The organism is Neobacillus niacini, assembly GCF_036961885.1.
Taxonomy (GTDB): Bacteria; Bacillota; Bacilli; order Bacillales; family Cytobacillaceae; genus Neobacillus; species Neobacillus niacini_H.
Genome location: NZ_JBALNQ010000055.1, coordinates 71,466 through 88,344, shown reverse-complemented (window position 1 = coordinate 88,344; position 16,879 = coordinate 71,466). Strand labels below are relative to the sequence as shown.

The window sequence follows — 16,879 nt, the reverse complement described above, 5'->3', positions numbered from 1 at the left end:
TCGACGTTTGTATAAATAAATTTTTTCAGAAATAAAACTTATCACCAAGCCAATCAGAATCGGAACCAATGAACCAATTGAAATAAAATATCCATTTACATTATTTGTATATTCATATTGAAACATGAACAAAGGGATAGTGAATATATAGCCAATTAAATAAAGGATGGTAGTCGTCAAAACGAATGCCCCAAAAGAAACGATGAAACTTTTTAATTTCATATAACCACCTCCAACTTAACTTTCATAATTTTCTTTTTTTATCATTATTATACAGATAAATATTCCTTAAGTAACGGAATTTACAAAAAAACAACATTCCTTACAAGGTGTAAGAAATGTTGTTTTTTCGAATTTTTTTTAAGCCATTTTTATTCCTCATGGAGTACCATTGCAAGGTATATTATTCTGTTTTTTCCTTCCATTACATCACAATTCTTATCTTTTAAACTCAATTGGACCAACATCCATTTTAGGAACCGACTATAAAACATTTGCGAGTGTTTCATCTTTTATCTAAAGGTATCCAAGAGTGAGGGTAGAAGTCCCCTTTTCTCTTACGGCATCCTATATTCATATTGATCAACAATCGATTGTGGAAATTCCATTCTTGCAGTCATTAACGGATCAACTACTTGGCAAATTCTTAGTTCCCCCACAAGCGATAACAGCATTCCCGCTTCATCAATCTCTAATCCCATATTCTCTACTATGAAGGTATGCATATGAATGGTTGCTAACTTTGCAGCCTCATCTAATGTCTCGGCAGACGCAATGGTAATGACCTTATCTTCACTTTGCAACATGGGTAAAGGTAGGGAGGTGTTTTTTATCACACTTACTTTAACCGTTACCTTACCAGGTATTTCAAGACCGCAAATAACAATTTCACCATCTGCCATTACTGCGTGTAAGTCACCCATTGATAATAGCGCACCTGGAACATTAACAGGAAGATATAGTGTTGAACCTTTAATAATTTTTTTGCAATCCATGTTTCCTCCGTGTGAACCAGGTGTCCCGGTTGGAATATCCTCTGTTGCTGGAGATGTCCCGATCACACCAATCATTGGTTTTATCGGAATATGAATTTTTTCATTAAAGATTGCTTTGCCATCTTGGATTGGAATAATTTTAGTTGTTTCTCCCGTAACAATATTACCTAATACACCTAAATTTGGTGCCGTTGTCATAACACCCTTGCTATCAATCTCAATATCTAGTATTTCGACCTTTAAAGTGTCTCCCTTTACAGCATCTTCAATATATAGTGGTCCTGTTGCAGGATTGATTTTATCCCACCCTACTGAACTGAATGGCTGGTCTTCCTTCTGGATAAAATTGCTAAAACAATCCAATGTTTCAAAGACAACCGTACTACCTGATTCTACTTTTTTTACTGGTGTATTTTTGGGAGACATCATTAAGACTGAATGTACTTTAGATATAAACTCCATTCCGTTATTCTCCTTCGAAGTATATTTTTAGCCAGCTGTTAGGGTGTATGAGACCGTTCCATCACTATTAATATCAATTAACGCCCCTCTTAACATACCTTGGTCATAGTCCGTTCCAGCATTAATACAAATTGTCCGTCCAATTGTTGCAACACCTCGACTTTCATGTACATGACCATGTAAAGAAAGGAGTGGTTGATACTTTTCAATCGCTTCGCGAACGGCTTTACTACCAGTAGGACCTGTTGCTAGTGAGTCACCATCTAGCACTGGCTTTAAATCACTGTCATACTGTGTTCCTTGGTCTAAGTCCGTATCATATGGTGGGATATGGATATTAAAGATACACTTACTCATATCTTTCACCTGTGATGCTAATGTATTAATTTTCTCTGCTAGCTCCTCCTCTGTAAATTCACGAGGATAATTAAATACACTCGGTTTTCCTCCTCCAATTGAGAGGATTTCAATTCCATTATAGTCTATGATTCTTCCATCCCCATTTTGTACAAAACTACCTGAATTAAGGATTTCATCAATAAAAAAATCATCCACACTTCCAGGTATCATAATGCAAGGAATATTGTCTGCTTTAAATCTTTCATCCGCTAATGCAACCCATTGCCTCAGAACCTCAATTTGCTTTTCCATAATAATTCTTTCTGCATCTTGTTCGTTTAATTGATTTAACTCATTTTCGGTTATCAAAAGCGGATAAAACCCGGCGTCCCGTAAATTTCTTTCTAAGTCTGGGAGTTCTTTGATATTTTTCACCTTAACTTTAGATCCATAGTATTTACACGTAAATACTCCTGATTTTTCAACGATTGGGACTACCATTTTTCCGGTAAAATCACCACCGTATATCATTAATTGTGCATGATAAAATTTCCCAGCGTTTGTAAATTTACGAAAGGCTGTTTCACCACCATGTATATCTCCAGCGTAAAATATTTTCACTGCCCTCACCCCACTCTTTTATTTTTTATAAAATGGAAACTGAGCATATCAATCAGAAGGTATTTCTTGGAATTGGATATCGATATCGATTCCTTTTTTTGCATTCGAACGCTTCATGACAAAATAGATAAGGATTGGAATACACATTAACAATAGTGAAACGACAATCATTGTAAATGGTAGATCTCCTCTAAAGAATGGAATCAAGAGATAGTAACAAATGGAAATGCTAATTGCTAATGTTAACCAACCTAAAATGGTTATCAAATGAACACCTAAGAACTTCGTTTTCACGATTGGAGGTGAAGAATTAAATAAAATTTTCTTCCTAGTTGAAAATAATATTCCTGCAATCCCTAAGAAAATCCAAGCCAAGAACCAGGTAAAGATCGTGTACGCAATATTTGCCGTCCAAGAAGGAATAAAAATATCAAGCATTAGGAAAACCCAAGCACCGATAATAACTGTCCTTAAAGCATAGGTTGGTGAATTTGTTTTTGGATTAAGTTCCATAAACTTCTTTGGAATTAGTCGATCGAATGACCAGGCAACGAAGTTTCTTGATGGACCAAACCCTAATCCCGCTGCTGAACCGAACGTTGCAATGGCGAAGCAAATCGCAATTAAGAACACAAAAATTGGACTTTTCGTCATAATTCCAATCATGATTGTGATAAACGGATCATAGCCTTCAAATGGATAGGCCTCATGTCCTGCATTGTATAGATAATATAAGCTGTTTGACCAAACGTCTCCAAAATTCACATATGTCATCCCATAGAAAACTGCCCAAATGACCATTAGAATTGTAAGTGAGCCAAATAATGCTAGTAATTGAGACTTTTGAACATTACGTACTTCCCCTGCTAGATTCGCCCCAAAGGTTGAACCTAGTGTATTCAAGATGATATAAGTGGACCCCGCCATAATCGTGGCACCTACGAGAAATTCAGTCGTATACCCATCTTGTGCAGCGATTTTGATAACGTCGTCATAATTTAAGCCGGTAAGTTCCGTAAAGTTGACAGCAAAGGTTCCTTGCCCTGTTATTAGGTTTGCAATAATAAAGACTACTGCTCCCAAAAGAGTTGCCCCTAACGTTAAATAAGCAAGCCGGACCATCCACTTTGTTCCCTTGTAGTATATAAAATAGATGAATAATAGTAGGGCAGTTCCGATGATTGCATGCATAAAGTTGCTGTTAAAAAATTCGGCATACCCCAACCAGGTTGGATCATTTCCTTTGATAACGGCCATTGAATAGAAGAACTCAACGATTGACCATTTAATAATCCAATTTAACAAAATCCCTGTCCAGGAGATAGATGTAAACGTTATCATAAAACTCGCCATTAATCCTAATGAAGGATGAAGAATACGGCTAATATAAATGTATTCACCTCCAGATCTAGGCATCGCAACGGACATTAGCCAATAGAGTCCTGCAATAATAAACATTTGTGCTACTGTTAAAATCGCCCATACCATGTGTGCCCCAGGATATAAAAATGGTGCCCACATAATATATACAAGAGCAAACATAAGACCTGGATTAGCTGCTGAGTAGATCATCGTATCAATTGGACTAATCTGCCGTGCAATACCGCCAGTTGATTTCTGTTCAAACAACGCAAGACCAGTTTTTGACATTTTCTCACCATTCTTTCCTTTAGGTTTATTTCATACTACCCAAGAATACTTACATCACTAGAACAACTTAGGAAGTTTTACGTTTTTTATTTCGATATATTCACCTCCTTTATATGAATAAGGAAGGAAGAAGAATTTATTGAAAATTCTAAAAACAATAACTAAAAAAATATGCTTTTTATAATAATTTTAAAAGGTCGACCACGGATTGTGCTGAAATGTCTAGGGCTACTTTTTCTTCTTCTGTAAGTGGTAATTCTATAATACTCTCAATTCCATTTCCTCCTAGAATGGTTGGGACTCCAAGGTATATTCCTTCATATCCATACTCACCCTCTAAATAAGCAATGGAAGGGAGGATTCGTCTTTTATCGTTCACGATTGCATCCATCATTTGAACAATAGATGCTGCAGGTGCATAATAGGCACTTCCATTCCCCAGTAATTTCACAACCTCTCCTCCACCATTACGTGTTCGATCCACAATTGCAGAAATTTTTTCTTCTGGGAGGATTTTTTCCAATGGTATTCCACCTGCATACGAGTACCTAATTAAAGGAACCATGGTGTCCCCATGGCCACCAAGCACAAAACCAGATACATCTTCCACTGAAATATTTAACTCTTGGGCAACAAATGTATTAAACCTGGCCGTATCAAGGACACCTGACTGACCGATTACTCTATTTTTTGGAAAACCAGTTGTTTGATAGCACACATAGGCCATTACATCAACCGGGTTACTTAATACTAAAATATAACTATTTGGAGCATACTTCTTAATTTGTTCAGAGACTTCGTTAATGATTTTAGCGTTTATGGTGACAAGGTCATCTCTCGACATTCCAGGCTTCCGTGCAATACCGGCCGTTACAATCACAAGGTCAGAATTGGCGATGTCTTCAAAATGACTGCTTCCGATTATGGAAGAGGTGAATTTTTGAACTGGACCCGCTTCTTGGATGTCCAATGCCTTTCCTTTTGTTGGGTTTTGCATGGAAGGAATATCAAGAAGGACAATGTCGCCTAGATCCTTTTGCGCAATCATAAGTGCAATTGTAGTTCCCGTATTTCCTGCTCCAATTACTGCAAATTTTTTTCGCTTGAAGGACACGACACTAGCCTCCTCCCTTAATAGTCTTATTCGGCATTGTTAGGTTTATCATTTATTAATTCTTCGTTAACATCCTTCTCGACCTGTTTGTCTATCTTTTCAACTAATGATCGAATACTGCTATCAGGGTGTGGAATCACATTATAAGAAATCAGTGCACCGACTCGTTCTGCGATTTTTGTACCTGTTTCAACAGCCGCCTGTACGGCACTGACATCACCCTCTACTACTATCGTAACGAGCGCTGCATCAACCATAGATTGATTGACAAGTTGAACATTTGCATTTTTTAACATAGCATCTGCAACCTCAATGGATGTTGCTAATCCCCGTGTTTCAATCATTCCTAATGCTTTAGTAATCTTCCTCACCTCTTCCTTTTTCAATGGCATCGATTATTCCGATAATTAGTGCGTCAATTGGAATGTTTGCATCCTCAAAATAAGAAGCTGGTGTACCTTTTGTCACCATCACTCGATCGCCTAACCCTGCTCCAATTCGATCAACTGCAATAAATGCTGGTTGCAGGGGGTTGTTTTTTTCTAATTGTTCAGGCTGTACCACTAAGAATTTTAGACCTGTCAAGTTTTCCTCCTTTCGCGTTGCCCATAGGTTACCAATCACTGTACCAATGACCATGAATCATCCCTCATTTTGGTTCATTAATTTAATTGAAATTCCCTTTTCTTTTGCGATATCCCTTGCAAGAGGCGTGATGATTGTCTTTGGGTGAATGTGGATACTTTTTATCTTCCATTTCTCAACGATTTCTTTTGTAATAAGCTTGTCGTGAAATGTATGGCTACCCTGAATGGTTGCTGATGGAGCTGAAATTGAGATGTTTTCATTTGGATTAATGGAAGATAGTGGATAAAAGTGAACGCCATATTCAAGTAATTGAAATTTATATTGTAATAGTTTCCTTACGTACATATTCTCACTATTACTATTTTTCTCTGGTTCAATTATCCAAGATAAGTCGTCACATGGGATAAAATCGATACGATAGTCTCGATACATTAACTTTGAAAAAAGGATACTTTCAGGTGAATCAGCTAACCCAAGGGCAGCCTTCACTAGAAGATCCTGCCCTACTTCTAAAAAGACGGCATGATGAAAGTCACTAGGAATTTCATGACATGAATAGGGAATTTGTTTAATATCCCAATTCCTTTTTAATCTCTCAATCTGCTGTAAGCTTTTTTCAGACTCATGGTGAAGCACGAGAAGCTTTGGCTTTTTATGTTGCTTCTCGAAATCAATTAATCGGAGAACCTCGCGTACAATTTTTTCGATTTCATGTTGATGGATCATTTACAATTACCCACTTTAATTAATTTTCCAAACTGACCATTCGTAATGAGGCCAGCATTTGCTTCGTCTGTATCAATGTGCATTTCCAAAGCGTATTTGGTTGAGATTCGAATCTTTACTTTTTCAAATCGAATGGGCCGAATACATTCAGAAATCTCAACTTGCACATAGTCACCATCTTGAATATTTGTTTGACGGGCTATTTCTAGAGGCATATGGATATGTGCTTGTGCCAGAATTAATCCCTCTTTTAGATAGATACTTCCTTTTGGCCCAACGATTGTGACGGGGGAAGATCCTTCAATATTTCCAGACTCCCTAACAGGTGGGCGTAATCCCAATTTCATTGAATCTGTGAAACTTACTTCGACCTGGGTTAACTTACGTACCGGGCCCAGAATTCTTACATTTTCAATACTACCTCGTGGTCCAACGATGGATACCGATTCATTCGCTGCATATTGTCCAGGCTGCTTTAAATCTGTTCTTTTGGTTAGTTGATACCCTTTACCAAAGAGTGTATCTAAATCTTTCTCACACAAATGGCAGTGACGGGCAGAAACACCAATTGGTACTTCCACCGAACGAGTTTGAGTACTATCATTTAATTGTTTTAGTACATTAGTGATTATCTGTCTTGTGTTAATCTCATTCATTAAGAACACATCCTTTCAATAGTGAAAGGTTTCTACCTATCTGAATTTATTTTTTTATGATTCTATTTTAGGTAATATGATTTGTAACTCATTATGAGGTCGAGGGATAACGTGTACAGAAATGAGCTCACCCACACGTTGGGCTGCTGCACTCCCTGCATCTGTTGCTGCTTTCACGGCTCCAACATCCCCTGTTACTAGAACGGTCACAATTCCTCCTCCTACATGCACTTTCCCTACTAAGTTAACATTTGCGGCCTTTACCATTGCATCTGCAGCCTCTAATGAAGCAACCAAACCTCTTGTTTCAATCATTCCAAGTGCACCATTTATCTCTCTTAACATCATTCATTCCTCCTAGTTACTGGTTTGATATTGCTTCACAATGCTTAATACAAGATTTGAAACGAATTCTGGGTCAATCGCGTCTGAGTTGATATTTTTTTCTCTTATGACATTCGTGACGATTTGCTTAATTTGATCTGTTTTTTCTATTTCTTGTCTATTGTTTGAAGGATATTTAGACGTTTTGGGAATAGTAACATCTCTAATCCCATGAGCAATCCGTTTGATGTTTAGTAGATGTCGAGCGGTAATGTTATCTGACGTAATATTTCCACCATATGAGCCACAGCCTAATGTGAAGGATGGGGTAATTCCTGTTGTTGCTCCTGCAGCACCAATTGAAGCCAAGGTATTCACCAAGATTCGAGAAACAGGCATTTCCATCCCAAACATATGAATGACTGCTTCATCACTTGTATGAAGGGAGAGACTATGACCCCTTCCACCAATATTCAATAATGAATGACACATCTCTTTTGCTTCTTCTACATCGTTTACCGTATAAAAAGCGAAAATCGGGGATAGCTTTTCAATCGAGAATGGAACATTCTTGCCGACAAGGTTTTCTTCTGCAATTAGCACCCTTGTTCCTTTAGGCACAGAAACCCCCGCCATCTCTGCAATATGTTCAGCAGAACGGCCAACGATTGCTGGATTTAATTTCCCTTTTATTGGTGATATGATGTTTTCTAGTTTTTCCTTTTCCTTTTTATCTAGGAAATAACAATCATTATTTTTTAACTCCCTGATTGTCATTTCTTTAACATTTTTGTGAACCACCATGGCTTGTTCAGTGGCACAGATGGTACCATTATCAAATGATTTACTATCGACAATCTTTCTTACTGCTTCCTTGATATGAGCAGATTTATCAATATAGACAGGCACATTTCCAGGACCCACACCATATGCAGGTTTCCCGGAACTATAGGCGGCACGAACGAGCCCCCCTCCACCTGTTGCTAGAATCAAATGAATATCTTTATGTTTCATTAATTCTGTTGTTGCAGGCATTGTAGGTCGAGTAATCCATCCTATCAATCCAGAAGGAGCCCCCGCTTTCATTGCTGCTTCACTACATATTTCCAATGCTTTCACTGTACAAGATACCGCGGAAGGATGTGGACTAACAACAATCCCGTTTCGAGCTTTTAAGGAAATGAGTGTCTTAAATATTGCGGTTGAAGTTGGGTTTGTTGTCGGAATAATACCCGCAATTACACCAAATGGATAGGCAATTTCGGTTACCTTTTTTACTGGATCCGTATGAATGACACCAACCGTTTTCACATTTTTGATTGATTCATATATTCCAAGTGAACCCAGTTCATTTTTTATTTTTTTATGCTCAACAATTCCCATTTTTGTTTCTTCAACTGCTAATTGAGCTAAATAGTTGGATGCTTCAAATGCTGCTTCAGCCATACTTTTAATAATGTAGTCCACTTTTTCTTGTGAAAATCTCTCAAACTCTTGTTGTGCCTTATTTGCATGTTTTACGGCCTCTCGCATTTCATTTATGGATAACAAGTCATTGTCAAGTTCAACGATATAAATCACCCCTTTCACTTTTGACAAGGCTCTTTTCTTAAACATTGTTGCTTTTAGGTGAAAAAATTAATATTTGTGCTGTGTTTTCGCAGAAAATAGCATAAATTCGATAAGAAAAGAGCCGGCAAACTAAATTCAAAGGCGCAAAAATAACTATTGCCACGTTAAAGTCGGCTTTAAGACTTTAACAACAATCGTTACGAAAACAGTCTTTGACAATTAATGATGAGGGAAGAATTTAACCCTTTCTGGAGTAGTATTATGAAGATTATCTTTGCTTTTGGAAAGTATGATTGATGAAATGCGCTGCCATGTTTGTATCTCTTCTTCATTCAAAGGATTTACATATGATGTTCTCTCATTCATTTGATTTCCTAATTTCGTTGAGATTGCCTTCCACTCATCCACTTCTGCCTTACTCAGTGGATGATAACTAGGTCTTTCATCAACTGATAAAAAATGATGGTATGGTTTGTTTATAGATTTCTCTTTTATTGTATGGGAATTCGTGTACTCTTCTAAATTCGCTAATACGAGTCGAGTAATTTTTTCGACTAAAGTCGCATCCATACTTTCAGCTCCAATTTGTAGATTTAATAATGAAAAGGCTTTCAATAGTGTTCTATATTTTCGTGTATGTTAAATACTTCTTAGCTATTTCGACTGTTTCCTCTGAAAAATGACTACCCAGTTCTCTTGTGGTTTCGTTATCCCGACTCCCCACCCACGCAATTAATTGCAATCTACGCATCATGATAAATGTCGGGATTTCATTCACTTCATCCTCTGTTAAATGGCGAACCTTTCGATAACCAGTAATCCAGGCGCTTATTAAGTGAGGAACATATGGCTTGTGTTCAATAAAACTTACTGAAGTTGCAAAATCATATAGGTACCAACCAAATCCACAATCATCAAAATCGATTACTTTGATTCGGTTCCCCTCAACAAGTAAATTTGCAAGTCGGAGGTCGGAATGGATTAAACCATATCGATCTGGAGCTTTACCGAAAGCTTCAAGTCGCTTTTTAATTTTTTTGGATACCTGTTGAAACAATTCTTTCTTTTCAGGTGTTATCCCGAGTCCATTTTCCCAGCGTCCCCATTTTGGAGAGTGTCCTAGAATTGATTCATAATCCCAAGTCAGTCTTGTAATGTGTGCTAGATTTTTCCTATTACGTATTGAATGTTCGTGAAGTTGAGCCGTAACTTCACCTAGCGTTTCAAACTCTTTAATCAGCTCACCTTCATTCTCCTCGTCAGGCGCACTTCCTTCTAAAAACGAAAATAACGTACAATAATAAGTTTTATTTTCATGGACAACCTCTTGAACATATTCAACATTACCTCCGGCTATTGGTAATGACACATTGATCGATGAATCTTGATCAATAGAGATTAACCATTCCAGTTCACTTTGAACTTCTGTTTTCGAATGATATCCCGGACGCCCGACTCGCAAAATATACTTTTCACTTGTTGAATTGTCTTTTACTAGATACGTAGCATTTTCTGAGTAATTTAAGAGTTTAATAGTAGAATTAGTCAAAAAAGGGTACTCGTTAACAGCTTGATTTGCTATTATTAAGAACTTGTTTAACGAATTTTGTAAAGGGTCTGTAGCAGAATGGTCCATGGACACGGCTCCCTTCCATCATGGATTAGGCATAACTAAAAGCTTGTTGTGCAGCTTGTTTAATACTTAGTTCACAACGGGAAAGTAAATCATCACAATACTCTTTATTACATAACAATCCTGGTTTGAACTGGAGGACTTTATTATCCAGCATCGAGTAAATGGCCCAAACTCCATTCTTGTATAAAGACTGCATGACATAAATTGCCCCTTTTGGATGACTAAATTCTAGCCCCATCACAACACCTGATTGCCGAATGCCTACAAAAAAGTCAGGATATTGATTTTTAATAGTTTCAAGCCCATTCCGTAAATAGCGAGAAACAAACTCAACATTTTGTTTTACTTCTTTTCTTTGGGTGATCTCTAATACCTTCATGGCTACAATACACCCTAACTCTGACCCACCAAAGGTTGAGATATGGGCGAACCCATCCTCATTCATCCAGTTTCCGGCCTCTTTGTTCACAACTGTTGCAGCAATCGGGTAAATCCCCCCACCAAATCCTTTTGAAGTCACCAATATATCAGGTTTCACTCCATAATGTTCTATTCCCCATAATTTTCCTGTCCGCAATAAACCTGTTTGTACCTCATCCGCAATATACAAGGTGCCATATCTTTCACATAATCCTTTTACCGCTGCTAGATATCCCCTTTCTGGCAAAGGAAAACCATATGTAGCAGGAATGGTTTCGATAATGACACACGCAACATCCTCCTGAATAAGGGCCAGTTCCATTGCATCTATATCGTTAAAGGGGACATGTACGAACTCTGAAGGATCTCCCTCACTTAAGAATGGCCGAGAATACCTCTCATTCCCAAGTGATACTGCTAAGCCTGAATGGCCATGATACCCATACAATATCGAAACGATTTTTTTTCGTTTTGTTGCATAGCGAGCACATTTTAGCGCTACATCAATTGCCTCACTTCCCCCAGCTGAAAAGATTGAATAATGTAAGCTATCTGGGGTACATTTATATAATTCTTCAGCAAGCTGTGCACGTGTAATGGATGGAAAATGATGATTTCCGATATCGAATTCATTTAACGCCTCTTTTAAGGTGGCTATAATCTCTTGATTTCGATGGCCAAGATTATAGGTTCCTCCATTTAAATGGACATCCATTAACCTTTTACCATCCATATCGTAGAAATAATACCCTTCCCTTTTTCCCATTACTAAATCAATACCATCTTCTTGCCATTGTTTTGTTTTTCCTGGATTCCACCAGTTGATTGATTGGGAAAGAACAGATTCCTTTTTACTATGTTTCAACATCTTCTTCGCCTCACTTATTAAAACTAAATTTGGAAATTTTTTTGAGTCTAATGTTCTGACGCAATCACAAGTTCAATTTGTTTATCAGATAATACTTTTTTCCACTCCTGTGGACAACTTTTATCGGTAATCACCATTGAAGCGCGCTCTAATGAACACATATGTGCAAATGTGGTATTTCCAAATTTCGAATAATCAGCTAGTATGATGACATCTTCCGCTCTTTCAATCATCTTTCTCGAAATACTTGATCCACTAATATCATAATCGGTGATGCCACTAGTAATCGAAATTCCACCCGCTGATATAAATGCTTTGTTCGCTTTTAACATATCAAGCATTACATTTGTAAGTGGACCACTTGTATACTTCTGATTTCTTTCAAATTCTCCGCCTGTAAAAATCACCCTTCCCCTAAATACCTCCATCGCAAGGAGCATGACAGGGATAGAGTGGGTAATGATAGTGACATCTTCTTTATCTTCTAAATATCGAACGATATCTAAAGGAGTGGTTCCATTCCCAATCATGATAATGTCACCATTTTCTACTAGACTTGCAGCCGCCTTACAGATTGCCCTCTTTTCCAAGCGATTTATCGTTGTTTTTTCATCAAATGGGAGCTCCCAACTATGGATTTTGGTTTTGACAGCACCACCGTATACTTTTTTAAGGATTCCTTCTTTTTCTAATCGATCCAAATCACGTCGTATCGTTTCATCGGACACTTGTAAGTGAGAGGCTAATTCACGTACCTGTACCTTCTCTTCCCTATCTAATGCTTCTATTATTGTTATTTTTCTTTCCTCAAAGGATAATGACATAGTTTGGTTCACCTACTATAACAAGGAATTGAAATGCGTATTAATTTTCAGGTAGGATTTGTCCACCATCGACAATGATTGTTTGACCCGTAATAAATCCTGCTTCTTTAGATGCAAGAAATAATGCAGCATAACCAATATCTTCGACTGTTCCTAGTTTCTTCATTGGTATCTTCAAAGCCATTTCCTCCAAATACTCTTGACCCATACCTTCTAATCCCTCTGTAATGATATTTCCAGGCATTACAGAATTGACGGTTATATTATTGGCAGCTAATTCTAATGCGGCCGTTCTCATGAAACCTAGCTGTGCTGCCTTACTTGCAGCGTAATGGGACCATCCAGGATAGCCTGTAACAGGACCCGTTATGGAGGAAGTGATTACTATCCGGCCATTTTCGGCACTTTTCAAGTATGGCAAACAAGCCTGTACGGCATGAAATGTCCCCTTTGCATTTGTATTTAAGACCGTATCCCAATCATCATTTGTCATATCTTCAAGTTTAGCTGATGGAAAAATACCAGCATTTGCACATAAAACATCAATACTTCCAAAATTCTCAAATACTTCTTTTGCTACATTCTGCATGGAAGTACGATCCGTAACGTCTCCTTGAAATGCTCGTACCTTCCCATCACCCGCCTCATTAAGTTCTGCTGCACATGCTTTGGCATCTGAAAGATTACGAGCAATAACCGCAACATTGGCTCCTTGATTTGCAAATACACGGGCAATCCCTTTTCCAATTCCCTTACTGCCTCCAGTAATGAGGACAGATTTACCTTGTACAGAATGACTCATTTCAACATCTCCTTTTTATTAAAAAGTCAAAGTATCTTGAAAAACCACAAAAAGCTTCAGGAATTCAGATTGTTTTATATTGAAGTTTTGTTTATTTCTGTGGATTCTTTTGATAGTATATGTATGTTTACTGTTTATTTAATATTCGGACAATATATACAAAAAATAAAAAACCGGCGCTTTTATCTGAAATCAAAAAAAGTGCCAGGCACCTTCCAATAGAATGGATGGTTCCTGACACTTCATGTTTTTTAGCGTGACGCTTTTGGCGGTTCGCACACGTCACATTTCCGTTGGTTATTGTTTTTAAACTTCGTAAAGGTTTTTTCAAAATTGCTGCCACACGCACATTTGAATAGTAACTTTTGAGAAAAACCGTGATATTCTGTCGTTAACAATTTACTTTCTGAATTTTTCTCAACAAATTCATTAATTTTACCAATCGTCCATCGTTTATTCATTTTCTAACACCCCCATCTTTTATTGCTAGCGGAGGCTTGTCGAGGCATCCGTTCCATTCCGAGTAAAAATCGTCATTATCCTAAGTTTCTTATTATAGCATGAGCTTACCCGCAATTAAACCAATTGAATAAAATGTATTTGCTCCCTCTAGGATCCAGTACTTATTCAAGCTCCTAAATGATTTAGGCAAACAAGCCCAGTTAATGTCTTACTAATGAATGAACCATCGCATCCATTCGTGTAGGTTTAACTACATTCTTACTTTCGAAAAGTATCAGCCACTAAATTACTAAATTCTCTTAAATAGTAAAGGTAATTGTCCCCACCATAGTTGTATCGCTTGTTATACATTTTAGCTACAACAACATTGTATTCAGGAATCACTAGAAGCGTTGGTCCCGTTATTCCTAGAATTTGATAAGAGCCTACTGGAACTCTCTCTCCAATCTCACTGTGAACAGCAGGAGTACCTTGTACATACCAAAATAAGCCATTAAGTGGAAGTTTATTATCTTTATAAATCGGGCTTTGAATTTGTGTTGCCATTTCTATCACTTCTTTTGGAACAATTTGTTTCCCATTCATAACACCTTTGTTTAAATGGAGACTTCCCCATTGTGCAAACTCTCGTGCCGTCGTATGAAGATTTGACTCAGTTCCATCATTAAAACGGCCCAATTTATATGTTCCCTCCCCATCTGGATTAATAATTTCTTTTACTAACGCCTCATTTTCCTTCGTCTGCCAAGCAGTTTCCTTTAAACCCATAGGTAAAAAAACTCTTTCTACTAAAAATTCTGGAAAACTCTTATTAAAAAGTCTATTAACTAAACGGGTCATCATTAATACATTTATTCCTCTATAAGCCCAACCTCGACCTGGTTCAAACTCTCTAAAAATAGTACCATCCTCTTTTTTGTGTAAACCGTGTGAATGAGTTACTAAATGGCGAATGGTTGTTTTTCCAAGTAATTGTTTATCTATTTCTTCAAAATAATCACCTGCATTGTCATCAAGGCTTTTGATTTTCCTTTCATAAAGAGCAAAAGCAATTGCTAAACCAAGATAGCTTTTTCTTGCAGAAGCAACATTGTATTGAGAAGATGAAGTAATTGGAGTTCCATCATTAGAATTTGAATGATGACCATTATAGTGTTCAAGTATTACTTGGTTATCTTTTAGAATATATAATGATGAAGCACTACTCTTATTCTTTTCTTTTATATCATCGACCCAAGAAATTAGTTTTTCAAGTTTCTCCAATTTAGTTTCTCCTTATTTCCAATTTAAAAACCTGGAACAAAGAGGACAGAAAGGTTCATTTATTTCTTCGTTCCTTTAACCGCAACGGTATGATACCCTCTTGAATCTGGACCTCTGAATAATGAAACGTCCCTAAATCCTGTATTCTTCATATAGGGAATTACTTGATTTTCAGTAATACCTTTTATACCTTCCCATGTTTCATCTTCTTTCCCGTCAGAAAAAGTAAGGATTACAACTCCTTCTGGCTTTAGAACCCTAAAGATTTCTGATAGTGTCGCAGCTATATCATTCCAAAAATAAATAGTTTGAATACTGAAGACCGTGTTAAAATCTTCATTTTGAAAGGGCAATTTATTGAGATTTGCTTGCACTAGTTTTGCTCTCTTTTGGTTAATTGCCTTTTTGTTTCTAATTCTTGCTGATCGAATTATTGTGGGTGAAATGTCCAAACCGACTATTTCTTCGGCTAAACTCTTTTCTGAAATTAATTTCAGTGCATACCCTGCCCCACACCCCAACTCTAAAATCCTGTCACCTTGTTGGATGTTCATTAGCTCTAATGACCATTTTGTTTCAGTCTTGTGTTGCCTTACCATTTTTTCACCAATAAATGCCCCTATTATTCCTTTTGGCGTTTTATTCTGATGATCAATAATTTCTCTAGTTTTTTTTAAGAAAACCATCGATACCTCCTTAAGATATATCTATTATTTAATTAATGAAATGAATAAATAGATCGCTGTTCCCCACATAATTAGAGCCGATACCTTATTTAAAATGGCAATAAATCCTCCTGAGTTGTTTAACCTTCCAACTTGTCTTCCAGCTAATGCGAGAGAAAAAAACCATATCCAGGATGTGATAATACAGGCTAACGTAAATCCCATTTTTTCTATCCCTATGTATGAAATTGAACTTGTTCCTATTACTCCAATCGTATCCATAATGGCGTGGGGATTTAACAAGGAGACCGAAGCAGCAAAAGCAATTTGCTTTTTTGGAGTAAGTGCCTTATCCTCCGAAAAATTTGTTTTTGGCTTACTTTTCCAAGTAACATAGCCCATATATGCTAAAAAAATAATTCCAACCGTTAATAGAACCACCTTTATCCAGTAAACACTTAGAACAATGACTGATATACCCAAAATGGCTAAAGAGATAAGGAGTGTATCACAAAGCGATGCTGTAAAAATAACTGGAAGGGCTCTTCTAAATTTTGGTTGAGTTGCACCTTGATTGAAAACAAAAACATTTTGAACGCCTAATGGAAGAATAAGTCCAAAAGCCAAAATAAAACCATGAATCATCGCACTTATCATTTGATGTCTACAATCCTTTCTAGCTATTATAAATATTAATTGTAATATACTAGGTATTTTATTCAATTAAAATGCGTTAGTACAATAACTTCAATTAAAATATGCGTTAATCCTTCTTAACCTTAATTTTGATATAATAAAAAAATGCCTAATCCTATATGTACCAGGGGTCATCACCGCTTAAGATTTCATCACGGTGAAGATTTTTAACTGTCACCTCGGCGGTTGGGATTAA

At 37.1% G+C, this 16,879-nt stretch carries 20 protein-coding genes; all 20 read right to left on the bottom strand.

Features of this window, described 5'->3' with window-relative positions; translation table 11 throughout:
* On the bottom strand, positions 1-222 hold a 222-nt coding region (locus V7124_RS20815; protein ID WP_335493029.1), incomplete at its 3' end, for a hypothetical protein.
* 335 nt (positions 223-557) lie between these two features.
* Complete coding sequence (locus tag V7124_RS20810; protein WP_335493027.1) at positions 558-1,457, bottom strand: acetamidase/formamidase family protein; 900 nt, start codon at positions 1,455-1,457, stop codon at positions 558-560.
* Between the two features lie 27 nt (positions 1,458-1,484).
* Positions 1,485-2,417 (bottom strand): metallophosphoesterase family protein, encoded by a 933-nt coding sequence (locus V7124_RS20805; protein ID WP_335417858.1) that lies wholly within the window; start codon positions 2,415-2,417, stop codon positions 1,485-1,487.
* Between the two features lie 48 nt (positions 2,418-2,465).
* The gene (locus V7124_RS20800) at positions 2,466-4,067 is read right to left on the bottom strand and encodes an APC family permease (RefSeq protein ID WP_335417854.1); all 1,602 of its coding nucleotides are present in this window, start codon (positions 4,065-4,067) and stop codon (positions 2,466-2,468) included.
* Between the two features lie 178 nt (positions 4,068-4,245).
* Positions 4,246-5,181, bottom strand: a complete 936-nt coding sequence (mdh, locus tag V7124_RS20795; RefSeq protein WP_335493025.1) for a malate dehydrogenase — start codon at positions 5,179-5,181, stop codon at positions 4,246-4,248.
* A 26-nt stretch (positions 5,182-5,207) separates the two neighbouring features.
* A complete protein-coding gene (locus V7124_RS20790; RefSeq protein WP_335493022.1) occupies positions 5,208-5,573 on the bottom strand; it encodes a BMC domain-containing protein in 366 nt (121 codons plus the stop codon).
* Positions 5,536-5,820 (bottom strand): EutN/CcmL family microcompartment protein, encoded by a 285-nt coding sequence (locus V7124_RS20785; RefSeq protein ID WP_335493020.1) that lies wholly within the window; start codon positions 5,818-5,820, stop codon positions 5,536-5,538. The genes V7124_RS20790 and V7124_RS20785 overlap by 38 nt, the downstream gene beginning before the upstream one ends.
* A gap of 3 nt (positions 5,821-5,823) precedes the next feature.
* Complete coding sequence (locus tag V7124_RS20780; RefSeq protein ID WP_335493018.1) at positions 5,824-6,495, bottom strand: hypothetical protein; 672 nt, start codon at positions 6,493-6,495, stop codon at positions 5,824-5,826.
* Positions 6,492-7,151, bottom strand: a complete 660-nt coding sequence (gene pduL / locus V7124_RS20775) for a phosphate propanoyltransferase (RefSeq protein ID WP_335493016.1) — start codon at positions 7,149-7,151, stop codon at positions 6,492-6,494. Before pduL ends, V7124_RS20780 begins: the two co-directional genes overlap by 4 nt.
* Before the next feature lie 54 nt (positions 7,152-7,205).
* The gene (locus tag V7124_RS20770; RefSeq protein WP_335493013.1) at positions 7,206-7,496 is read right to left on the bottom strand and encodes a BMC domain-containing protein; all 291 of its coding nucleotides are present in this window, start codon (positions 7,494-7,496) and stop codon (positions 7,206-7,208) included.
* Positions 7,497-7,508: 12 nt separating this feature from the next.
* On the bottom strand, positions 7,509-9,092 hold the full coding sequence (locus tag V7124_RS20765) for an aldehyde dehydrogenase family protein (RefSeq protein WP_335493012.1): 1,584 nt from the start codon (positions 9,090-9,092) through the stop codon (positions 7,509-7,511).
* Positions 9,093-9,266: 174 nt separating this feature from the next.
* Entirely contained in the window at positions 9,267-9,662 is a 396-nt protein-coding gene (locus V7124_RS20760) for a hypothetical protein (RefSeq protein ID WP_335493010.1), read from the bottom strand.
* 7 nt (positions 9,663-9,669) lie between these two features.
* Positions 9,670-10,683 carry a phosphotransferase enzyme family protein gene (locus tag V7124_RS20755; RefSeq protein WP_335493008.1) on the bottom strand — a complete coding sequence of 338 codons (1,014 nt, stop codon included), beginning with the start codon at positions 10,681-10,683 and terminating at the stop codon, positions 9,670-9,672.
* Positions 10,684-10,708: 25 nt separating this feature from the next.
* Positions 10,709-11,971 carry a class-III pyridoxal-phosphate-dependent aminotransferase gene (locus tag V7124_RS20750; protein WP_335417833.1) on the bottom strand — a complete coding sequence of 421 codons (1,263 nt, stop codon included), beginning with the start codon at positions 11,969-11,971 and terminating at the stop codon, positions 10,709-10,711.
* 47 nt (positions 11,972-12,018) lie between these two features.
* Positions 12,019-12,795, bottom strand: a complete 777-nt coding sequence (locus V7124_RS20745; protein WP_335493006.1) for a DeoR/GlpR family DNA-binding transcription regulator — start codon at positions 12,793-12,795, stop codon at positions 12,019-12,021.
* Positions 12,796-12,835: 40 nt separating this feature from the next.
* Complete coding sequence (fabG, locus tag V7124_RS20740) at positions 12,836-13,597, bottom strand: 3-oxoacyl-ACP reductase FabG (protein WP_335493004.1); 762 nt, start codon at positions 13,595-13,597, stop codon at positions 12,836-12,838.
* 251 nt (positions 13,598-13,848) lie between these two features.
* Positions 13,849-14,058, bottom strand: coding sequence for a hypothetical protein (locus V7124_RS20735; protein ID WP_335417823.1), 210 nt, complete (start codon positions 14,056-14,058; stop codon positions 13,849-13,851).
* 259 nt (positions 14,059-14,317) lie between these two features.
* Entirely contained in the window at positions 14,318-15,322 is a 1,005-nt protein-coding gene (locus V7124_RS20730) for a serine hydrolase domain-containing protein (protein WP_335493003.1), read from the bottom strand.
* 59 nt (positions 15,323-15,381) lie between these two features.
* The gene (locus V7124_RS20725) at positions 15,382-16,008 is read right to left on the bottom strand and encodes a class I SAM-dependent methyltransferase (protein WP_335493001.1); all 627 of its coding nucleotides are present in this window, start codon (positions 16,006-16,008) and stop codon (positions 15,382-15,384) included.
* 24 nt (positions 16,009-16,032) lie between these two features.
* The gene (locus V7124_RS20720) at positions 16,033-16,644 is read right to left on the bottom strand and encodes a LysE/ArgO family amino acid transporter (RefSeq protein WP_335492999.1); all 612 of its coding nucleotides are present in this window, start codon (positions 16,642-16,644) and stop codon (positions 16,033-16,035) included.
* Positions 16,645-16,879 lie beyond the last annotated feature (235 nt).